Origin of the sequence: Flavobacterium algoriphilum, assembly GCF_048158655.1 — a bacterium.
GTDB lineage: Bacteria > Bacteroidota > Bacteroidia > Flavobacteriales > Flavobacteriaceae > Flavobacterium > Flavobacterium algoriphilum.
The window spans coordinates 204,097-226,723 of sequence record NZ_JBLNKY010000003.1 but is presented as its reverse complement, the minus strand read 5'-3'; the positions used below and the strand labels follow the sequence as shown (position 1 = coordinate 226,723).

The following is a 22,627-nucleotide window of genomic DNA, read 5'->3' as shown; positions in this document are numbered from 1 at the left end:
AAGGAATTATGAAAATACCTAGTTTTTAATTAAATTTGCAGCACAAAGTTATACTTTCAATTATGATAAAAGAAAAAATCAATACTACCCTGACATTTGAAGATTTCAAAACTGAAGTATTAAGTGACTATAAACTAGCTACTATAAGCAGGGAATGTAGCCTGCTAGGACGTAAGGAAGTATTGACTGGAAAGGCTAAATTTGGGATATTTGGTGACGGTAAAGAAGTGCCGCAGTTAGCTATGGCAAAAGCTTTTAAAAACGGCGATTTCCGTTCCGGCTATTATCGCGATCAAACTTTTATGATGGCCATTGGTGAATTAACCATACAACAATTTTTTGCCGGTTTATACGGACACACTGATATTGAACAAGAGCCAATGTCAGCAGGTAGACAAATGGGTGGGCATTTTGCAACACATAGTTTAAATGAAGATGGAACTTGGAAAGATTTAACTAAACAAAAAAATTCAAGTGCTGACATCTCTCCAACTGCGGCACAAATGCCTCGATTATTAGGATTAGCGCAAGCATCAAAAATATACCGTCAAGTTTCAGGAATTACCAATGCCGCAAATTTTTCTGTAAATGGTAATGAAATTGCTTGGGGAACAATAGGTAATGCAAGTACCTCTGAAGGATTATTTTTTGAGACTATAAATGCTGCCGGGGTACTACAAGTACCTATGGTGATGAGTGTTTGGGATGATGAGTATGGAATTTCTGTTCATGCAAGACATCAAACAACTAAAGAAAGTATTTCTGAAATATTAAAAGGATACCAACGAGAAAATAATACGAATGGTTTTGAAATATTAAAAGTAAAAGGTTGGGATTACGCTGACTTAGTAGCTACTTATGAAAAAGCGGCCGCTATTGCTCGTGAGAAACACATTCCGGTTTTAATTCATGTAAATGAATTGACGCAACCACAAGGACATTCCAGTTCAGGATCTCATGAGAGATACAAAGACTCGAATCGACTGGCATGGGAAAAAGATTATGATTGCCTTCGTCAAATGAAACTATGGATGATTGCCATCAATATTGCCTCTCCAGAAGAAATTGAAGCAATTGATTTACAAGCGAAGAAAGACGTTTTTGAAGCTAAAAAAGCAGCGTGGAATGCTTTCATTGAACCTATAGTTGAAGAACAAAAAGAATTGGTTTCTTTATTGCAAAAAATAGCAGAAACAAGTAAAAATAAAGAAATAATATTAAAACTGATTACTGATTTAAACAGTATAAAATCACCTTTGAAAAAGGAGATTCTTGTAACTGCTCGAAAAGTACTACGTTTAATAATGAATGAAACAGGCAAAGATGAACTATCGCTGTGGATCACTTCTTACACTAATAAAACCCAAGAAAAATTCAGCAGTAACTTATTCTCGGAAACGGATTTAAATGTATTTTCAGCAGAGAAAGTTTTACCTGAATATTCAGAAAATGCAAAAGAAGATACGGATGGACGCATGATTTTGCGTGATAATTTTGACGCTATTTTCACAAAATATCCTGAAACACTAATTTTTGGTGAAGATGCTGGAAACATTGGTGATGTAAACCAAGGTTTAGAAGGAATGCAGGAAAAATATGGAGAACTTCGCGTTGCTGATGCTGGAATTCGTGAAGCAACAATTATTGGTCAAGGTATAGGAATGGCATTAAGAGGTTTACGTCCTATTGCCGAAATTCAATATTTAGATTATTTATTGTACGCTATTCAAATCATGAGTGATGATTTAGCAACATTGAGATACCGTACGGTTGGAAAGCAAAAAGCGCCTTTAATCATTCGAACACGTGGTCATCGATTGGAAGGAATCTGGCATTCAGGGTCCCCTATGGGAATGATTATAAATGCGGTAAGAGGAATTCACGTTTTGGTTCCTAGAAATATGACGCAGGCAGCTGGTTTTTATAACAGTTTATTAGAATGTGATGAACCTGCTTTAGTAATCGAATGTTTAAATGGTTACCGATTAAAAGAAAAAATGCCGCTGAATTATGGTGAATTTAAAACCCCAATTGGCGTTGTTGAAACTTTGAAGGAAGGCACAGATATTACACTAGTTTCTTATGGTTCCACTTTAAGATTAATACAACAAGCAGCCAAAGAATTACTTGAAGTAGGTATTGATTGCGAGATTATCGATTTACAATCTTTATTACCTTTTGATGTTAATCAAGATGTTGTAAAAAGTATTATCAAAACAAATCGACTTTTAGTAATAGACGAAGATGTGCCGGGAGGCGCTTCGGCATATATTTTGCAACAAATTATAGAAGACCAAGATGCTTATAATTATTTAGACAGCAAACCTCAGACTCTGACTGCAAAAGCACACCGAGCTGCTTATGGCACAGACGGAGATTATTTCTCTAAACCATCTACCGAAGATATATTTGAAAAAGTATATGGAATGATGAATGAGGTAAATCCAGTTAAATTTCCGAGTTTATATTAAACCATAATTATTTATAAATTGAAATCCCACTCTGGTTTTACTCAGATTGGGATTTTTTTTATTTTAACTAATAGTTTGTTTTAAAAATTAAAATAGTAAATTGTGAGTCAATTAATTAGTCAACCACCATTATAAATAACAAGATGAAAAAAGCAACACTATTTCTAGGAATATTATCAATTCTTGCAATTGTTTCCTGCAAGAAAAAAGAACATAAACCTTTTCCTCCGCAAGTGGAAACTTCAAACGCAACAACACCTTCCACTCCTGCAGTTTCTAGAGAAGTGAAAGATAGTACCTCCATAAAAGTAGGCACTGATGGGGTAAATGTAACAACCAAAGATGGAGCTACTAAAACTAGTGTTAATGTTTCTGGTGGTGAAGCAAAAATTGAGATTAAAAAATAATACTCCATTATTCTCTTAATTAAAAGTTATAATGCTAATAGAAATTTTTTATGTTGGCATTATAATTTTTAAATTTAAAACTTATTAAAAAATAATAAACAATGAACGCTTTAGAAACTATTTTAAAAAGCATACAAAATGTCAAAGTGATAGATGATTCTATTGATTATAAAAACTATATATCTTTAGATTTATCAATTTTCAACCATGAATTATTAAAATTAGACATTAGCAATTCAATTAATTTCGAAAAATACATTGAAAATTATTTAACCACAAGCAACGCCAAAGTCGCTTTTGGAGGATATAATGAAGAACGCAATTTGTACAAAAGGAGTGCTGTTTTTAATGACTCAAAAACGGATGAAAGAAATATTCACATAGGATTAGATCTCTGGGTAAGAGCAGGAACTCGAGTATTGGCTGCTATTGATGCAACCATTCATAGTTTTAATTACAATGTTGGTCTAGGAGATTATGGACCAACAATTATTTTAAAACACAAAATAGAGAATCAGATTTTTTATACACTCTACGGTCATCTTTCTTTAGAAAGTATTACAGAAATTGAAATTGGGGCTGTAGTTAAAAAAGGACAACAAATAGCGACTTTGGGAAATTTCGTAATTAATGGGGATTATTCTCCTCATTTACATTTTCAAATTATAAAAAATATCGAGGATAATTTTGGAGACTATCCGGGAGTTTGCAGCAAAAGCGATTTGGATTATTATTTAGAAAACTGTCCAGACCCAAACCTATTGTTAAAAATTATATAAATTATGAAAAAGATAATTCTTATTCTAAGTATCATTTTACTCATTGGTTGTAAATCTAAAACCGTTGTTGTTTCTATACCTGAAGAAGCTAAAATAGTCAAACTAGCCTTTTCTGAAGTCAGTGAATCTCAAAAAGACAAATCGTATGAATTAGGAAAAAGAGTTTTAATGACGTGTAACACTTCCAAGTTTAAACCTTTTAACGAAAGTGAAGCTACTACTTCGGTAATTAAAAATACAACTGAAGAACGACTGACGAAAACCTGTACCCGATTTCGTCAATATTACGGTACTTTCAAAGAGTTACAGTTAGTTGAAATTTACAAAAACAATAGTGATCAAACAACCATTTTTCGTTACAAGGCATTGTATACAAAAAAAGTTGCCAACAAAGAACTCCGCGTTTCGATCAATCAAGAAAACAAGGTTTCGGCTATTAAATCATTGGATTGGATCGATACGTTTCAAAACAAATAATTTCAAGTAATAGAACGAAATTCATCAGTCAAAATTTTCTGCAACAAATCAAGAGTATTCATTTTTAAAGGTTCCAATCCTATTGAGCTACTATTTCTTGGAATTTTATTTAAAACTAATTATTTATATAACTCAACAGCTCTTCTGCCTAAATAATTCAGAGGAATCTGGGGGTTCAATCGCTTTAAAATTTTTTCAATAAAGTACCATTGCACAACATTCCTACTTTTATAAAATGCTAAAACAGCTTCCATTTCTCCGAGTTTATTCGTAAATTTATATACAAAAAATAGTAACTTCATTTATTTGTCTTAAAAACGGACCTTTTTTTGGTTACTCTTTTTTAACCGATCTCGCATTATTAAAGGTACATTTAAATTAATAATGTGTGAATTATACAAATTTTTTTAAAAGTTGTATAATTTTTTTTATTGTCTTTATTCGATTTTTACATAATCTTTTAAAAAAAATAATTTGAAACTATATATCAAATACATGGTAAGTAATCGCTGTAAAATGGCGGTAAAAGAGGAATTAAAAAAACTTGGACTACACTTCATTGTTGTTGATTTAGGCGAAGTTGAAATTATGGAAAATATTTCTATGGATCAACGGGTTAAACTTAAATTATCACTATTGAATTCAGGACTTGAATTAATGGATGATAAGAAAGCAATGCTTATTGAGAAAATAAAAAATGTGATTATTGAAATGGTCCACCATTCCACTGAAAACATAAAAGTAAATTTTTCTGATTATCTAAGTGAAAAACTAAATCACGATTATACCTACTTGTCCAACTTATTTTCGGAAGTGCAAGGAACAACAATTGAGCAATTTATCATCTCCCATAAAACGGAACGAATAAAAGAATTAATCATTTATGGCGAATTAAATATAACTGAAATCGCCTGGAAAATGAATTATAGCAGCGTCGCTCATCTTTCTAGTCAGTTTAAAAAAGTTACGGGACTCTCCCCTTCTCATTTTAAGCAATTGAAAGATAAAAGACGAAATCCAATCGAAGAAATTGGAAATCTAAATGAATAAATTGTAAAGAACGAGTATGCAGAAATCTCAATATACCAGAAATTTAATTGAAGCCAATTTTGTCCTTTCGTAACTATTAGTTCCGAAGGGAAACTTACTGCTGTTACTGAGGCGTCTCTTAATAGTTGGTATCTTAAAACAATTAAAACTTGTAAAACTTAATGAAAAATTAGCAGAGAAATTGGAAGAAAAAGATAATAGTACAAAAAAAATAAAATGTATTGATCTGGCCTATTTAAATCAAAAAACAAAATGTAATCCAACTTTAATGATGGAAATGATTGCACTGTATTTAGCACAAACCCCGCCTTTAATTGATACAATTAAACAAAGTTTAGCAGATCAAAATTGGCCTTTATTAGGTGCCGCAGCACATAAAATTATTCCGTCTTTTTCAATAATGGGAATTAGTCCAAATTTTGAAAACATGGCCAAAAAAATACATGAACTTGCAAATGCACAAGAAAAATCAGAGGAAATACTCAACTTGGTTCTTCAACTTGAAGAAGTTTGTTTACAGGCCTGCAACGAATTAGAAGAAGAACTTAATATAATTAAAAACACATAATGACAAAAAACGAAACAAAAATAAAAATTTTCCTGGTAGATGATGATGCATTATTTTTAAAATCTTTAGAAATTGAATTCATGGAAAATGGGGATTTTGAAATCGAAACCTATCCAACTGGGGAACTCTGTATTGCAAATTTATCTCATAATCCAGATGTAGTAATATTAGACTATCAACTTGATGGTATTGTAGAAAATGCCATGAACGGTCTTGAAACTTTGGATAAAATAAAAGAATTCGATCCACAATTTCCAGTTGTAATGTTATCTTCGCAAGATAAAATTGAAGTGGCTATAAACTGTATGCATCACAAAGCATTTGATTACGTAGTGAAAAGTGAAACTGCATTTGTTCGCCTGCAAAAAATAATCACTACCATTTTTAAATACCAAAAAATGGAAAAAGAATTAAGTTGGTATATGGATCGCATGTAATCCATTTTACACCTAACATTGTTTAAATTTCATCAATAGATACTACTAATCAATTCTGATTTGGTCACAATTAAAACCAAATTTATTTAAAAAAAATGCGGTATAAAGACACATCAGATCTGGAAATTTTATTATTATTGGAAGCTATCTATAGGAAATATGGGTATGATTTCAGAGAGTATTCCCAAGCTCATATCAGACGCAGAATTATGAATAGAATGGCAGTATCAGGATTTGAAGATATTGCTCAAATGCAATCCAAGGTTCTGAATGATGAACCATTTGCTTCCGAACTTTTACAAGATTTATCAATAACAGTAACCGAAATGTTTCGTGATCCTGTCTTTTATAGTGCATTACGGGAAAAGGTTATCCCTATTTTAAAAACGTATCCCTTTATAAAAATATGGCATGCTGGCTGTGCAACAGGAGAAGAAGCCTATTCTATGGCTATTCTTTTGCAAGAAGAAGGCTTGTATGACAGAACTACCATTTATGCTACTGATTTTAATCAGATGGCTTTGAACCGTGCAAAAGATGGGATTTTTTCGAACAAAATGATAAAAGAATACACCACAAATTATCAATTGTCAGGAGGAAAAGAATCTTTTTCCAGTTATTATACTTCCAATTATGATAACGTCATTATGAATCAATCATTGAAAAAAAATATTGTTTGGGCCAATCATAACCTGGTAACCGATAGCGTATTTGCTGAAGTACACTTAATATTATGCCGAAATGTGCTGATTTATTTTGATAAAAATTTACAAAATAAAGTCCAGACTCTTTTTTACAATAGTCTTATTAATGGTGGCGTCTTATGTTTGGGATCCAAAGAAAGCTTACGATTTACCGATTTACATGAGGAATACATTGAATTGGAAGCAAAACAACGAATATTTAAAAAGAAATATTAAAAATGCATTATGAAGCAATAGTAATAGGGGTTTCTTCTGGCGGCATGAATGCTTTGAAAATTATATTTTCGGCCTTGCCTGTAGATTTCAATATACCAATTATCATAGTTCAGCATGTAGGAGCGCATTCCGATAGCCAGTGGATAAAATTTTTAAATGGAAAAAGTCATCTTGATATAAAAGAAGCAGATGAAAAAGATAAAATTGAAAAAGGCAAAATTTATATTGCTCCACCTAATTATCATTTGCTAGTTGAAAAGGATAAAACCTTTTCCCTTACGATAGACGAACGCGTAAGTTTTGCAAGACCATCAATTGATGTATTATTTGAATCGGCGGCCGAAGCCTATCAAAATAAATTAATTGGAATTGTGCTTACAGGATCTAACCATGACGGTACAAAAGGTATAAAACGAATAAAAGAATGTGGGGGTCTAGCTATTATTCAGGATCCGAAAACAGCAGAATCCGCCTATATGCCACAGTCAGCAATTGCAGCGATTGTACCGGATTATATTATATCATTGGAGAATATAGTTGCATTGCTAATAAAAATTGATCAACAAAAAGAATAATCAGGATGAACGTTATAAATAACAAAACGAATATGACCCTTGGCAGAAAAATAATATTAGGATTTATTGCTTGTGCTTTTGTTCTTTTAGGTGTTGCGATTTTCTCTTTTAAAAACAGTGAAAAATTTGTGGTTTCAAATGCCTTGGTAAATAATTCCAATAAGGTATTATATGAATTCGAACAAATACTGATGTCTACCATTGATGCCGAAACTGGCGTAAGAGGTTATATAATTACGGGCAATGATGATTTTTTGAAACATTTTGCATCTGCTAATATAAATGCAACCAAGCAGCTTGATAAAGTAAAGAAATTAACAAAAGACAATCCCAATCAGCAAAAGAACATTGAGGAACTTGCGAAACAAATCAAAATGCGTTTTGATAATTTAAACAAATGTATTGTGCTTCGCAAAAAGGATTTTGAAAAAGCCAGAGAATTAGTTGCTTCAGGAAAAGGAAAAATATTACAAGATACTTTAAGAAAAATAATTGATAAAGCGCAGGAATCTGAAAAAACTTTGCTTGCCGAAAGAATAGTAATCAGTAAAAACGATGCCAGCAAATTCAATATTGTTTTTGCTGTTTTATTGTTAATCATTGTCATGATTCTTATCGTTGTATACACTATAATTACTGAAAATTTAAAAGCCCTTAAAAGTTCGGAGTCAGAAAATGCCAACAAAAACTGGTTACTTACAGGTAACTCAAAACTTAATGAAAAATTAATAGGAGACCAAAGTATAGCACAGTTAGCAAACAATACCATTAGTTTTTTATGTACTTACCTTAAAGCCAATATAGGAGCCGTTTACTTACTTAATGAAAAAGACAATATCCTAATGCTTAGTGGGAAATTTGCCTTTTCGTCTGCTAAAGACACTACAGAAAATTTTAAATTAAATGAAGGATTAATTGGTCAGTCCGCTTGGGAACAGAAACAAATTTATTTAACCGATATATCCGAAGATCAAATACGCATCACTTCAGCCGTTTTGAATGCAAAACCAAAAAATTTGCTCATTACTCCTTTTTTGCTTGAAGGTAAAACAATTGGCGTAATCGAGATAGGCAAGCTTACTGATTTCAACGAAACAGAGAAGGAATTTATCAATGTTTCCATGAACAGTATAGCTATCAGCGTTAATACTGTTCAACAAGCTGAAGAAAAAGAAACAAGAGCTGCAGAGTTAGCCATTGCCAATAAAGAGCTTGCCTATCAAAATGATGAGAAAGAAAAAAGAGCAGCAGAATTAGGTATTGCTAATAAAGAACTTGCCTATCAAAATGATGAAAAAGAAAAAAGAGCAGCAGAGTTAGGAATTGCCAATAAAGAACTTGCTTATCAAAATGATGAGAAAGAAAAAAGAGCTGCAGAGTTAGGAATTGCTAACAAAGAACTTGCTTATCAAAATGACGAGAAAGAAAAAAGAGCGGCAGAGTTAGGAATTGCTAATAAAGAACTTGCATATCAAAATGACGAGAAAGAAAAAAGAGCAGCAGAGTTAAAAATTGCTAATAAAGAACTTGCCTATCAAAATGACGAGAAAGAAAAAAGAGCAGCAGAGTTAGGAATTGCTAATAAAGAACTTGCCTATCAAAATGACGAGAAAGAAAAAAGAGCTGTAGAGTTAAGTTTTGTAAACAAAGAGCTTTCTAATCAAGCGGAAGAACTTCAAATACAGCAGGAAGAGCTTAAACAACTGAATGAAGAATTAGAACAACAAGCACAAGATCTTAAACAACAGCAGGAAGAGTTACAAATGACCAACGAAGAACTGGAAGAGCAAACTCAATCATTAGAAGAGAAAAACAAAGAAGTTGAAGCTTCGAAAAATGACATTGAACAAAAAACAAAACAACTTGAAATTAGCAGTAAGTATAAATCGGAATTCCTTGCAAATATGTCGCATGAATTGAGAACGCCTCTTAATAGTTTGCTTATTCTATCTAAAGATTTATCAGAAAACAGAAAGAAAAACCTAGATGATATTCAAGTAGAAAGTGCAGAAATAATCTATAAAAGCGGGCATGACCTTCTTGTATTAATTAATGAAGTACTGGATCTCTCTAAAATTGAGTCAGGAAAAATGTCTATCAACATTGAAAGAGTATCGCTGAAATTTTTTACAGATAATCTCCTTCGTGATTTTAGACATCAGGCAGAACAGAAAGGATTGAAGCTTGTTTGCAAATTGACTGATGCGGTACCCGAATTCATTTATACCGATTCACAACGTTTGAATCAGATATTGAAAAACCTAATATCCAATGCCATAAAATTCACCGAAAAAGGGAATGTAACTATAAGTATTACTCCAAATACTGACACTACTTTGAACATTTCTGTTACTGACACAGGTATTGGAATATCAGAAGATAAACAAACATCCATATTTGAAGCCTTTCAGCAAGCCGAGGGCGGTACTTCCAGAAAGTATGGCGGTACGGGATTGGGGCTTTCTATTTCACGGGAACTAGCCAAATTATTAGAAGCAGAAATTAAGTTGAATAGTAAACTAAACCAGGGTTCAACTTTTTCACTCATTATTCCGCTGGAAATACATCCTGAACAAGAGCCCGTCAGTACAGTAACAGTAAAACCTGTTTTGTATGCGCCACATTCTGAAAATGAGGCTAAATATGTAAATTATCCCACCATAGAAGATGACCGAGATTCAATAGATACAAATGATAAGGTAGTACTTATTATTGAAGATGATCGAAATTTTGCTGCTATACTTTTAAAGCAGGCTAACAAAAAAGGATTCAAATGTTTATCAGCAGCATCTGGAGAAGATGGTCTATTGCTAGCTTCAAAATATAAGCCCCAAGCAATCATTCTTGATATGGGTTTACCAGGAATCAAAGGAAAACAAGTATTGTATGAGTTAAAAGTAAACCCTTCCGTAAGGCATATACCGGTGCATATTATTTCGGCAAATGACCGTTCGCTGGAACCTATTAGAGAAGGTGCTGTAGAATACCTAATGAAACCGATATCAAAAGATGCTCTGGAAGAAGCTTTTAACCGAATTGAAAATTTTGTCAATAGAAAAATAAAAAACCTGCTTATTATAGAAGACAATGAAAATTCCAGAAAAGCAATGAAAATTCTCATTGGTAATGGTGATGTAAAATGTTTAGAAGCAGCAACTGGTAAAGAAGCATTGGACATGTATGAACAGAATCACATTGATTGCATTATACTAGACATTGGATTGCCTGACATGAGTGGCTTTGACCTTATCCATAAACTGGAGGATATAAAAGTCCATAACATGCCCCCTATCATCATTTACACTGGAAAAGAACTTACAAAAGAAGAAAATAATCTACTGCACAAATATGCAGAAAGTATTATCATAAAAGGTATAAAATCCGAAGAACGATTGCTAGATGAAACCGCTCTTTTCCTTCACCGTACAATAAGTAATTTACCAAAATCGAAACAGATGATTATTAATAGTTTGCATGACAAAGAAGCGATATTTCATTCAAAAAAAATATTATTGGTAGATGACGATATGCGTAATGTTTTTGCATTGTCCAAAATATTACAAGAACGCGGAATGGAAGTCATAAAATCCGAAAATGGCAAAAATGCATTAGAAATGCTAGATATACATACTGACATTGATATGGTATTGATGGATATTATGATGCCGGAAATGGACGGTTATGAAGCAATGAAACAGATTCGTGCACAGATAAAATTCAGAAACTTACCAGTAATTGCACTCACCGCAAAAGCCATGAAAGACGACAAACAAAAATGTATTGATGCTGGTGCCAACGATTATATCACAAAGCCTATTGATATAGAAAGATTATTATCATTGATGCGCGTATGGTTAAGTAAATAATAGACCTCATTACGCGGTGCTATACCCAATGTCATTAATTAAACTTTTTTTATTGGTATTTCAATATTCAAAACTTTTCTTTTACAATTGAAAATGAAAATAAATAACCCTGTTAAAATTTTATTGGTAGATGATCTGCCCGAAAATTTATTTGCCTTAGAAGTAATTCTTTCTAATGAAAACTATTCATGTGTAAAAGCAAATTCCGGTAATGAAGCATTAAAAATTCTTCTCCACCAACAAGATTTTGCCATCATATTGATAGACGTGCAAATGCCGATGATGGATGGATTTGAAACTGTTGAACTAATTCGCCAAATTGAAAAACTTAAACATGTTCCGATTATTTTTTTAACGGCCAGTATGGATAATTCTATACAAATTTCTAAAGGTTATCAAGCCGGTGCTGTAGATTATATGATTAAACCGCTTTCACCGGAAATATTAAAAGCAAAAGTGGCTATTTTTGTCGATTTACATAAAAAAAATCAGGAATTATTAGTTCAAGCAGAACAACTGAAAAGACTTAACACCGATCTTACCGCCCAAAAATTACTTTCTGAATATTCACTTAGTCTTATTGAAGCAAGTCATGACCCTTTATTTGCAATTAGCCCCGAAGGGAAAATAACCGATATGAATAATGCATCGGTAAAAGTAACAGGTATATCTCGCAAAAAATTAATTGGAACCGATTTTTTTGATTATTTCACTGAACCACAAAAGGCTCGTGAGGTATACCAAAAAGTATTCGAAAAAGGGTCTGTTACTGATTCTCCACTAATTCTTCGTCATAAAAAAGGCAAGCTGATTGATGTATTATTTAATGGATCTGTATATAAAGATGAACGAGAAAAAGTGTTGGGAGTAGTAATTGTTGCCCGAGATGTTTCTGAACAAAAAAAAATTGCCACTGAATTAATTGAAGCGAGAGTATTTGCTGAATTTGCTACTGAAATTGCAGAGGAAGCAAAGATAAACGCAGAAAACGCAACTATCATAGCAAAAAATGCTGTAAAGGCTAAACAGCAATTTTTGTCGAATATGAGCCATGAAATTCGTACCCCGATGAATGCAATCATCGGATTTACAAAAGTGTTAATGAGAACAGATTTGACTTATAAACAAAAAGAATATTTAAACGCAATAAAAATAAGTGGCGATGCATTAATTGTGCTCATTGATGACATCCTCGATTTGGCAAAAGTAGATTCCGGTAAAATGACATTTGAGAAAACACCTTTCAAAATGAAGTTTTCCATTTCAGCTATGCTTCATTTATTTGAAACAAAAATTCAGGAAAAAAACTTAAAATTAGTTAAGGAATACGACAGTAAAATCCCTAATGTACTTGTGGGTGACCCTGTTCGTTTGCATCAAATCATTTTAAACCTGGTAAGCAATGCTGTAAAATTTACATTAAAAGGAAAAATTACGGTGAGCGTTGATTTATTGCATGAAAATGATGATACAGTAATTCTAAAATTTGCTGTAACAGATACCGGAATTGGTATCTCCAATGAAAAAATTGAAACCATATTTGAAAATTTTCAACAGGCAACCAACGAAACTTCAAGATTGTATGGTGGAACTGGATTAGGTCTTGCTATTGTCAAACAATTAATAGAACCACAAGGAGGTAGCATTAGTGTAAAAAGTACTATTAACGAGGGTTCAATATTTAGTTTCACATTACCTTTTCAAAAAACAAATGCCGGTCCAGAATTAGAAAATGAATTGATCGCGTTAGATTCAGAAATGAAAAATATAAAAGTATTAGTGGTTGAAGATATTGCTCTAAATCAATTACTCATGAAAACACTATTAGATGATTTTGGATTTGAGCGTGACATTGCTGAAAATGGCAAAATAGCTATTAAAAAACTTAAAGAAAAAGAGTATGATATCATTCTGATGGACTTGCAAATGCCAGAAATGAATGGATTTGAAGCTACAGAATATATTAGAAAGACCCTGAATTCTACAATCCCCATTATTGCTTTAACAGCTGATGTCACGACTGTTGACTTAGCTAAATGTAAAGCAGTGGGTATGAATGATTACCTTGCAAAGCCAGTTGATGAGAGACTACTATATAGTAAAATAGTAAACATATTAACGAAACCTAAGCTTGTAGAAGTTAATGCAATTTTAGGCGAAGAACAAAATATAAAGAAAAAAATAAGATGCATTGACTTGGTTTATTTAAATCAAAGAACCAAATCAAATCCAAAATTAATGATGGAAATGATTTCACTATATCTAGAACAAACCCCTCCTTTAATTAGTACAATAAAACAAAGTTTAGCGGAGCAAAATTGGAAATTATTAGGGGCTGCAGCACATAAAATGATTCCCTCTTTTTCAATAATGGGAATCAGTACTGATTTTGAAAATATGGCGAAAAGAATTCAGGAATTTTCGACAGCACAAGAAAAAAATGATGGGATACATGACTTAGTCCAGCAACTTGAAGAAGTTTGTTTGCAGGCATGTACAGAATTAGAAGAAGAACTTCAAATAATCAAAAATTTCATATCTTGAATGTTGTCAGTATATTACAAATTTACATTCAATATTCAATGGCGTAATGCGCCATAAATGATTTGTATTAATAAATTTATAAAACATATTTCCTTACTTTTAAGCAAATATTTTTATCGCACCTCTGCTTAGGTATCATGAAGCCATTAATATAACAAAAAATTTATAGTAAATTCTATAAATTAAAATACATATTTAATATTATGAAATTAGCTACAAAATCCGCTCCCAATACATTGACACAGGAAGAAGAAGTCAAAAAAAAATCTTTTACTGTGGTAGCCATTGGTGCCTCGGCAGGGGGACTCGAAGCTTTTAGCATTTTATTGAAAAATTTACCGACAGATACCGGTATGGCCTATATTTATGTCCAACACCTAAGTCCTGACCATAAAAGTTTACTGACTTCCATTTTATCCAAGATTACTAAAATGAAGGTTCAGGAAATTGATAACATGGAAAAAATGGAACCCAATAATGTTTATGTAATTCCACCAAATAAAGTTATTGAGGTAGTTAACGGACACATTCGATTGTTTCCCCGCATTAAAAAAAATATTCCTAATCTAACCATTGATGTACTCTTTTCCTCACTTGCTGAAACTCATAAAGAAAATGTTATTGGCATAGTCCTTTCCGGTTATGCCAGTGATGGTATGATTGGGCTCAAAGCCATTAAAGATGCCGGTGGAATCACTTTTGCACAAGATGAAACAGCTCAAGCCAGTAGTATGCCAAATTCGGCTATTTCTTCAGGAGTTGTAGATTATATTTTATCACCCCAAGAAATTGCCTATGAATTAGTTCGTCTCTGTAAAAATGGTTTTCCTAGAACTAATGGTAAAGAAAAAGAAAAAAAGAAAGAAGTTGTCATTGAAAATAATAACTTCGATATAGATACCATTTTTGAACTTTTACTCAAAGAAACCGGGGTGGATTTTAGCCATTATAAAATGCCTACCATTAAAAGGCGAATTAACCATAAAATGGAGCAATATGGAATAAAAACAATAGAGGAATATGTAAAACTTTTGATCAAAAAAAATAACGAAATTGAAATTCTTTATAGTGACTTGTTAATTAATGTAACCCGTTTTTTTAGGGAAACAGAAACCTTCAAATTTCTCAAAACCGATCTCTTAACAAAGCTTTTAAATAGTAAATCCACCGACGATACCTTGCGCATATGGATACCAGCCTGTTCTACAGGACAGGAAGCCTATTCTATTGCAATGCTTATCGCCGAACTGCAGGGTAATAAACCAAATAAAATACCGGTCCAGATTTTTGCAACTGATCTAAGCGAACGGGCAATCAATGATGCTCGCAAAGGAGAATATTCTCAAAATGATTTGGATTCTATTCCCAAAAAGTATTTGTCCCGTTTTTTTACTAAAGTGGGTGACAATTATCGCATTATTAAAGAACTTCGTGAAATGTGCATATTTGCACCTCACAATATTTTACGTGACCCGCCTTTTTCGCGTATGGATTTTGTTAGTTGTTGTAATCTTCTTATTTATTTCGATGCAGCAGCCCAGAAAAAAGTTTTTGCATCCCTACATTTTGCATTGAATGATGGAGGATATTTAATGCTTGGCAAAGCAGAAAGTATCGGGACATCATCACAACTTTTCACTTTAATAAATAATAAATTTAAAATCTATTCCAGAAAAAATAATTTGGGAGTGAGAAAAATACTTGAATTAACACCTCGTTTTACACGTACAAACATGTCAAGTAAAAAAACAAATACTCCTTCTAAAAACATAAGTGTAAATCAAGAAAATCTTGAAAACGCTATTGATTCAACGCTTCTATCCAGTTATATGCCTGCATGTGCAGTAGTCAACAAAGAAATGGAAATCCTTCAGTTTAGAGGTCCGGTATCCTCTTATCTAGAGCATGCATCTGGTAAAGCCAGCCTTAATATTTTAAAAATGGCACGGCCAGAATTTGCTTTTGAACTCCGTAATGCTATTAATAAAGCAATCGAAACAAAGCAATCCGTATACAAATCGGGTATTGAAATAAAAATCGAATCTGTTTTACGATTAATGTCTTTTGAAGTTTGCCCCTTGAAAATTGAGTGGGAAGAACCACTACTGCTTATTGTTTTTAAACCTCAGGAACAAATCGAAAAATTTATTGAATCAGATTCAAATAAAAAAGATACCCTTAAAGACTTAAAAATAAAAAAACTAACTGAGGAGCTGAATATTACGCGATCAGAGATGATAGCTATTATTGAAACGCAAGAAACTATTTATGAGGAATTGCAGGCCGCAAACGAGGAGATCGTTTCCTCAAATGAAGAATTCCAAACATTGAATGAAGAGCTTGAGACCTCAAAAGAAGAAATTGAAGCCACTAATGAAGAGCTTATCTCTACTAACCAGGAATTACAAATGCGCCATGATTTGTTAACAGAATCACATGAATATTCAGAAGCAATTATTGCTACTATTCATGAGCCAATGCTTATTCTGAATAAAAATTTTCATGTAATATCAGCTAATAAATCTTTTTATAAAAAATTTCTGGTTGATAAAGAGCAAACCGAAGGTAAATTATTATTTGATTTAGGAAATAAACAATGGAATATTCCAAAACTACGTGAAGTACTAAATGAAATAATTTCCAAAAATAATAGTTTCGAAAATTTCGAAGCTACCCACACTTTTTCTGGAATTGGAGAAAAAATAATGTTACTTAACGCTCATTTAATTATTCAAAAAACAAATAAAGAACAATTAATTCTTCTTGCTATTGAAGACATAACAGATCGTTCACGTTATTATCTTAAAGAAAAATATTCACTTAGTCTTATTGAAGCAAGTCTTGATCCCTTGACAACGATAAGTAATGAAGGAAAAATTACCGACATGAATCAGGCAACTGTGACTATTACAGGTATTGCCCGTCAAAAATTAAAAGGTTCTGATTTCTTTGGGTATTTTACGGAACCAGAAAAAGCCCGTTCTGTTTATCAGGAAGTATTTGCCAAAGGCTTCATTACCAATTCCCCGCTCAAACTGCGTCACAAAAGCGGTAGATTGACAGATGTATTATTAAATGGATCCGTTTACAAGGATGATAATGGAAATGTTTTGGGTGTGGTTATTGTTGCCCGAGATATAACGGATCAGAAAAGAATTGAATCCGAATTGATAGAAGCAAAAGTATTTGCTGAGTTGGCCACTTTAATAGCGGAAGAAGCAAAAAGTAAAGCAGAAGAAGCTACACGAACTGCTGAAGATGCTATGAAAGCAAAACAACAATTTTTGTCAAACATGAGCCATGAAATCCGGACTCCTATGAATGCTATTATTGGGTTTACCAAAGTGATCTTAAAAACCGATTTATCAGAAAAACAAAAAGAATATTTAAATGCAATTAAATTGAGTGGAGATACCCTGATTGCATTGATTAATGACATACTCGATTTAGCAAAAGTGGATGCCGGTAAAATGACTTTTGAAAAAAAACCATTCAAAATGGCCGTTTCCATAGCTTCAATGCTTCAATTATTTGAGACAAAAATTCAGGAAAAAAATTTAAAAGTAGTTACAAATTATGACACAAAAATACCTGATGTCCTATTAGGGGATTCAATTCGATTACACCAAATTATTTTAAATTTAGTAAGTAATGCAGTAAAATTTACTTCTGAAGGTAAAATTGTGGTTAGTACCAATTTATTGTTTGAAGATGAGGAAAAAGTAATTATAGAATTTGCAATTACAGACAGCGGAATTGGTATTCCAGAAGACAATATCGACTTAATTTTTGAAAACTTTCAACAGGCGACTAACGGGGCTTCCAGTCTTTATGGAGGAACAGGTTTAGGGCTGGCTATTGTCAAGCAGCTAGTAACATCTCAAGGAGGAAGTATTCGTGTTAAAAGTAAAATTAATGAAGGCTCTACTTTTAGTTTTACTTTGCCTTTTCTGAAAACAAAAAACCCTACTGAGTTAAAAACTAATTCAAACGAAATACATATGTTTCAGAGAAAAATAAAAGTATTAGTTGTAGAAGACATGGCACTTAATCAACTATTGATGAAAACAATATTAGATGATTTTGGATTTGAACGTGAAATTGCTGAAAACGGAAAAATTGCTATCGAAATGCTCCAAAACAAATCCTATGATATCATTTTAATGGACCTCCAAATGCCCGTAATGAATGGATTTGAAGCTACAAAATACATTCGTAAAACTTTGAATTTAAATATCCCTATTATTGCTTTGACTGCTGATGTTACAACAGTGGATTTGGAAAAATGTAAAGCTGTGGAAATGAATGATTATATCGCTAAACCCATTGATGAGGAATTATTATTCAGTAAAATTGTTGAGTTAACTAAAAAAGCATCTGAATAAACAGTGTCTGACGAATATAACAGAACCCCAATTTATATAAATAATCCATTTCTTTTTCTTACAGTTGGTTAATGCTATAACTTTTGTCATTAATCTTATAACATATTTAAATATCAAGAGTTCATCTTTGTTTAGTGACAAATAAGTCACTGATTAAATAAACAAAGAGATGAAATTTAAAAATACATTACCCACTTTAGCTATACTATTTGTAGTTTTTATGTCTGGTTGCAGTAACGAAATAGATGAGAATTTAAACTCTAATGTGTCGTCAGTTGAAAAATCAGATGGTTCCTCTTCAAATATAAATGCCGTTAATGAAACTTACAATATAGATCCAAAAAATAGTTCAATCACTACAGTAAATCTTGGTATTTCAGGAGATTTTGCGATTCTATCAAAAACAGGAATTACAGATGTTTACAAATCCGCGATTACAGGTGATATTGGTTCAAGCCCAATTACAGGAGCCGCCATATTAGTTAGCTGTACAGAAGTAACAGGAACAATATATACAGTTGATGCTGCAGGTCCCCTTCCTTGTAGTGTAATTGATGCAACGAGATTGACTGCAGCGATAGGTGACATGCAAACCGCATATACTGATGCAGCTGGAAGAACTAATCCTGATTTTATAAATATAGGTGCTGGAAATATTGGTGGAAAAACGCTTACCCCAGGTTTATACAAATGGACCAGTGCGCTAAATATTCCAACTGATATAACTATATCTGGTAGTCCAACTGATGTTTTTATTTTTCAAATAGCCGGAACGCTTAAATTAAGTTCTGCTGTTCGAATGACATTAACAGGAGGCGTACAAGCCAAAAATATTTTCTGGGTAGTTTCAGATGCTGTTACCTGCGGAACCACTAGTCATTTTGAAGGAAACATATTAGGAATGACAGGTATTAATTTACAGACTGAGGCTACAATAAACGGGAGGCTGTTAGCACAAACTGCAGTAACGCTACAAATGAATGCCGTGACGCAACCACAATAGATTAAAAAAATAATTTTCAATGAGCTGTTCGTGAGGATAGTTATGGTCGAAAGATTTTTCTTTCGACTTTTTTTGCTTTATATTTCAAAAACGATTGATTTTATTTATATATTTTAACAAAATTTTTCTTGTTTATCTTATTGAATTTTTTTGTTTTTACTATTGATAATCAGGAATTTACAACTAATTTTAAAGGCCACAAAGTACCTATAAGTGAGCTGCTAGATTTTAATCCTGAATCGCTCCGACCACTCCTATCTTTTGGAATAGCCTTTTTTTGTTTTCCCTATTCCATTCCTATATAAGTGACTACTATAATAGCTATATCAGAATGGAAAAAAATAATATAAAAAGAGCGTTGATTTAATAAGGCGGTGCTCTTTTTTATTATTTAAAAAAAATTACAGCATACTACATTTAAAGTTAAATTTTTACTAACAACTTGATAATCAAATGTTTGTTTATTTATTTTTCGTAATTTTAATTTTCAAAAAAAATACGGCAGTAAAAAAACTGAAATGAGCAGGAAGATAAGTTGAAACAAAAATTTGAAATCTTGACTGACTTCCAACTTATTTTAAAAAATTAGAAACGCTTGAGATCCCCAAATGGAGCTTAATAAAGATGAATTAAACAAAATTATCGCACCACTTTAATCCTGTGTTTTATAAAATTGCAGAAGTTTTATCAATTCAAAAGTAGCAGTACCGACGAAGAAAATATAAATATACAACTACGTATATTTCAGTTAAATTCACAAAATATAAACGTTAATAATTTTAAAATAATCTGTATAAACATCCAAAAAACAACAAAATGAAAAAAACAGTCACAATTTTTTTCTTAATTCTTATAACAGGATTAGGAAATTTATCCGCACAGGATACTAAAATGTCTAAGGATAAAAAAACTATGATGATGGTCGATTTAAACGGCTGGCCTGAAGCTTCACGAATGGCGGTAAAAGAAATCACAGACAAATACGGCAAACCTGATGGCATAACAAAAAACGAGCTAATTTGGATGGCTAAAGGAGTATGGAAAAAAATCTGTATCAATAAAAAGGAAACCAAACATAGTTTTCCAATTGAGCATACCGATATGATGCAGACCACCATAAGTTACAAAGTGCCCGTTGATATAATGGACGAACTTGGTAAATTTGACGGCAGTGTAACCTTTGACCGTACCCAAGGAACTATGAGTGCTCGTTGCGATAAAGAAGGAAATAACTTTTTAGCATTAAATCTTGCTCATGATATTATTACAGGTAAAAAATCTGTTGAAGAAGCACGAAAAGCATATGGAGATATTGTTAAAGAGAAAATGAATGGAGGAAACCCAATATATATGCAAAAGTTAACTTTTTCAACACAGGAAAACACCGCCGACCCCGACATGAATACCACAGGATTGACTAAAGAAGATGTAATGAAAGGAATGAAACAAACCGGGGCAAAATAAACGAAATTATAAACTAATAATAATAATAATAATAACCTGTTTAACTTAATCATAATTCTAATGCTAATCCTTTGCGTATAATTCTATTATTTAAGTTTTAATATTCTTCTCAAACCTTATATACCTTACAATCTATTATTAATATTATTTGTAATCTTTTAATTATGAAAAATGTACAAAAATTTAAGAAGTGGGACCTTTCTTCACAAAGAGATATGAGCAGATTTCAGACCACAAAAGAGATCTTATTGCTTTTTAATAATTATTCTTAACAATTTAAAACAAGTAAAATGGACAAAGAAAAATCAATTGACGTGTTAAACACACTCATCGAAATCAACAACGACAGAATTGAAGGGTACGAAACCGCTTCAGATGAGACCGAAGAACAAGATTTAAAAAGTTTGTTCTCTCAATTAATGAAAACTAGTCAGAAATGCAAAATGGAACTTGTGAGCGAAGTTCAGGAAATGGGAGGAACACCTGTTGAAGGAACCAGAACAACTGGAAAGTTTTTTAGAGTTTGGATGGATGTCAAGGCCGCATTAACCGGTAAGGATCGTAAAGCAATACTCAATTCATGTGAATTTGGTGAGGATGTAGCTGTTTCTACTTATGCTAAAGTATTAAAAAATGATATTGAAGATATAACTTCCGAACAACAAGACCTATTAAAAGTACAATATACATTAATAAAAGCTGACCATGATAAAGTAAAAGAATTACGAGATATGTCATCTTAGCATTAATAAATTTTGTGAAATAGGGTTAAATAGTGACGTGAGATGATTTTATCTCTTGCCACTATTACTTCCCTAAATAATTAATAGAATAATTTGAAATAATAACATTAACCTCCTCTTTTTAAATGTTATCTGTGCACCAACTTATTTTAATAATAATATAACATTCCTCAGTACCAACCTACTCCTTGTCTTTCTAGGAAAAATATGATGGATTTATTTAAAACCAAATTATCATACTGCAATTAATGCCGTGAATAATGCAACTTATTTTTAAAATTATGTAATGCTTTTTGGAACTAATTGAAATACTTTTACTTAACTTCTAAATTATTTTTTATGTCAATATTCATCGTATTACTTGTCCTAATTATTGTAGGCTTTCTTCTTTGGCTTGTCAATACTTACGTTCCTATGGATGCTACAATCAAAAAAATATTTAACATTGTTGTTGTGATTGTTGTGATTATTTGGCTTCTCAAGGTTTTTGGGCTTTTCAATGATTTGATGGGGATACATGTTTAAAAAATTATTAAAATATTGGTTCTAAATCGAATATCCTTCAAAATAATAATCCTTACAGAAAATTAAATTAATATTAATAAATCTTTAAAAACTAAATTATGAATCTTAAAAGAATCTTTGGGGCATTACTTACTGCCCTCGGAATTGGTGGCCTTATTTATACCGCTGTATTATTTTCCAGCACATCAGGAGAAATGAGAGACGTTAAATCCTTAATTATTTATGGTGTACTTGGTATTATTTTCTTCGTTTCTGGAATTAGTTTAGTTCGTACAACAAAAGACGAATCATAAATTTTACCTATCTTGTTCTACTAATGCAAAAACGTATCGTAGCAGACTTGCATAAAAAATTATGATATAATTACAGGAAAAAATTCGCCATAACTATTGTAAAGCGACATGCTGTAATTT

The 22,627-nt window shown here is 32.1% G+C and carries 17 protein-coding genes; all 17 read left to right on the top strand.

Annotation, left to right across the window (positions count from 1 at the left end; genetic code table 11):
- Window positions 1-62: 62 nt before the first annotated feature.
- Complete coding sequence (locus tag ACM55G_RS08040) at window positions 63-2,471, top strand: alpha-ketoacid dehydrogenase subunit alpha/beta (protein WP_416843386.1); 2,409 nt, start codon at window positions 63-65, stop codon at window positions 2,469-2,471.
- A 143-nt stretch (window positions 2,472-2,614) separates the two neighbouring features.
- On the top strand, window positions 2,615-2,878 hold the full coding sequence (locus ACM55G_RS08035; RefSeq protein WP_416843385.1) for a hypothetical protein: 264 nt from the start codon (window positions 2,615-2,617) through the stop codon (window positions 2,876-2,878).
- A gap of 101 nt (window positions 2,879-2,979) precedes the next feature.
- Window positions 2,980-3,657, top strand: coding sequence for a peptidoglycan DD-metalloendopeptidase family protein (locus tag ACM55G_RS08030; protein ID WP_416843384.1), 678 nt, complete (start codon window positions 2,980-2,982; stop codon window positions 3,655-3,657).
- Window positions 3,658-3,660: 3 nt separating this feature from the next.
- Window positions 3,661-4,134: a hypothetical protein gene (locus tag ACM55G_RS08025; protein ID WP_416843383.1), complete on the top strand. Its 474-nt coding sequence runs from the start codon at window positions 3,661-3,663 to the stop codon at window positions 4,132-4,134.
- Window positions 4,135-4,629: 495 nt separating this feature from the next.
- Window positions 4,630-5,184, top strand: coding sequence for a helix-turn-helix domain-containing protein (locus ACM55G_RS08020; RefSeq protein ID WP_416843471.1), 555 nt, complete (start codon window positions 4,630-4,632; stop codon window positions 5,182-5,184).
- Between the two features lie 181 nt (window positions 5,185-5,365).
- Complete coding sequence (locus ACM55G_RS08015) at window positions 5,366-5,752, top strand: Hpt domain-containing protein (protein WP_416843382.1); 387 nt, start codon at window positions 5,366-5,368, stop codon at window positions 5,750-5,752.
- Window positions 5,752-6,189 (top strand): response regulator, encoded by a 438-nt coding sequence (locus ACM55G_RS08010; RefSeq protein ID WP_416843381.1) that lies wholly within the window; start codon window positions 5,752-5,754, stop codon window positions 6,187-6,189. The genes ACM55G_RS08015 and ACM55G_RS08010 overlap by 1 nt, the downstream gene beginning before the upstream one ends.
- Before the next feature lie 95 nt (window positions 6,190-6,284).
- Window positions 6,285-7,109 (top strand): CheR family methyltransferase, encoded by an 825-nt coding sequence (locus ACM55G_RS08005; RefSeq protein ID WP_416843380.1) that lies wholly within the window; start codon window positions 6,285-6,287, stop codon window positions 7,107-7,109.
- A 2-nt stretch (window positions 7,110-7,111) separates the two neighbouring features.
- Window positions 7,112-7,684: a chemotaxis protein CheB gene (locus ACM55G_RS08000; RefSeq protein ID WP_416843379.1), complete on the top strand. Its 573-nt coding sequence runs from the start codon at window positions 7,112-7,114 to the stop codon at window positions 7,682-7,684.
- Window positions 7,685-7,689: 5 nt separating this feature from the next.
- A complete protein-coding gene (locus ACM55G_RS07995) occupies window positions 7,690-11,550 on the top strand; it encodes a response regulator (protein ID WP_416843378.1) in 3,861 nt (1,286 codons plus the stop codon).
- A 93-nt stretch (window positions 11,551-11,643) separates the two neighbouring features.
- Complete coding sequence (locus tag ACM55G_RS07990) at window positions 11,644-14,094, top strand: response regulator (RefSeq protein WP_416843377.1); 2,451 nt, start codon at window positions 11,644-11,646, stop codon at window positions 14,092-14,094.
- 203 nt (window positions 14,095-14,297) lie between these two features.
- Complete coding sequence (locus tag ACM55G_RS07985) at window positions 14,298-18,479, top strand: CheR family methyltransferase (RefSeq protein ID WP_416843376.1); 4,182 nt, start codon at window positions 14,298-14,300, stop codon at window positions 18,477-18,479.
- 169 nt (window positions 18,480-18,648) lie between these two features.
- Window positions 18,649-19,482: an ice-binding protein gene (locus tag ACM55G_RS07980; protein ID WP_416843375.1), complete on the top strand. Its 834-nt coding sequence runs from the start codon at window positions 18,649-18,651 to the stop codon at window positions 19,480-19,482.
- An 816-nt stretch (window positions 19,483-20,298) separates the two neighbouring features.
- Window positions 20,299-20,946, top strand: coding sequence for a hypothetical protein (locus tag ACM55G_RS07975; protein WP_416843374.1), 648 nt, complete (start codon window positions 20,299-20,301; stop codon window positions 20,944-20,946).
- 290 nt (window positions 20,947-21,236) lie between these two features.
- Entirely contained in the window at window positions 21,237-21,689 is a 453-nt protein-coding gene (locus ACM55G_RS07970) for a ferritin-like domain-containing protein (protein ID WP_416843373.1), read from the top strand.
- A 339-nt stretch (window positions 21,690-22,028) separates the two neighbouring features.
- A complete protein-coding gene (locus ACM55G_RS07965; protein ID WP_416843372.1) occupies window positions 22,029-22,214 on the top strand; it encodes a Thivi_2564 family membrane protein in 186 nt (61 codons plus the stop codon).
- A gap of 98 nt (window positions 22,215-22,312) precedes the next feature.
- A complete protein-coding gene (locus ACM55G_RS07960; protein WP_416843371.1) occupies window positions 22,313-22,507 on the top strand; it encodes a hypothetical protein in 195 nt (64 codons plus the stop codon).
- The last annotated feature ends 120 nt before the right edge of the window (window positions 22,508-22,627 follow it).

Excerpts from the sequence above, each read along its gene's own strand:
- ACM55G_RS08030 (WP_416843384.1), top strand. The coding sequence starts at position 2,980 with ATGAACGCTTTAGAAACTATTTTAAAAAGCATACAAAATGTCAAAGTG.
- ACM55G_RS07985 (WP_416843376.1), top strand. The coding sequence starts at position 14,298 with ATGAAATTAGCTACAAAATCCGCTCCCAATACATTGACACAGGAAGAA.
- ACM55G_RS08020 (WP_416843471.1), top strand. The coding sequence starts at position 4,630 with ATGGTAAGTAATCGCTGTAAAATGGCGGTAAAAGAGGAATTAAAAAAA.
- ACM55G_RS07980 (WP_416843375.1), top strand. The coding sequence starts at position 18,649 with ATGAAATTTAAAAATACATTACCCACTTTAGCTATACTATTTGTAGTT.
- ACM55G_RS08000 (WP_416843379.1), top strand. The coding sequence starts at position 7,112 with ATGCATTATGAAGCAATAGTAATAGGGGTTTCTTCTGGCGGCATGAAT.
- ACM55G_RS08010 (WP_416843381.1), top strand. The coding sequence starts at position 5,752 with ATGACAAAAAACGAAACAAAAATAAAAATTTTCCTGGTAGATGATGAT.
- ACM55G_RS08005 (WP_416843380.1), top strand. The coding sequence starts at position 6,285 with ATGCGGTATAAAGACACATCAGATCTGGAAATTTTATTATTATTGGAA.
- ACM55G_RS07975 (WP_416843374.1), top strand. The coding sequence starts at position 20,299 with ATGAAAAAAACAGTCACAATTTTTTTCTTAATTCTTATAACAGGATTA.
- ACM55G_RS07970 (WP_416843373.1), top strand. The coding sequence starts at position 21,237 with ATGGACAAAGAAAAATCAATTGACGTGTTAAACACACTCATCGAAATC.
- ACM55G_RS08025 (WP_416843383.1), top strand. The coding sequence starts at position 3,661 with ATGAAAAAGATAATTCTTATTCTAAGTATCATTTTACTCATTGGTTGT.
- ACM55G_RS07960 (WP_416843371.1), top strand. The coding sequence starts at position 22,313 with ATGAATCTTAAAAGAATCTTTGGGGCATTACTTACTGCCCTCGGAATT.
- ACM55G_RS07995 (WP_416843378.1), top strand. The coding sequence starts at position 7,690 with ATGAACGTTATAAATAACAAAACGAATATGACCCTTGGCAGAAAAATA.
- ACM55G_RS08035 (WP_416843385.1), top strand. The coding sequence starts at position 2,615 with ATGAAAAAAGCAACACTATTTCTAGGAATATTATCAATTCTTGCAATT.
- ACM55G_RS07965 (WP_416843372.1), top strand. The coding sequence starts at position 22,029 with ATGTCAATATTCATCGTATTACTTGTCCTAATTATTGTAGGCTTTCTT.
- ACM55G_RS07990 (WP_416843377.1), top strand. The coding sequence starts at position 11,644 with ATGAAAATAAATAACCCTGTTAAAATTTTATTGGTAGATGATCTGCCC.
- ACM55G_RS08040 (WP_416843386.1), top strand. The coding sequence starts at position 63 with ATGATAAAAGAAAAAATCAATACTACCCTGACATTTGAAGATTTCAAA.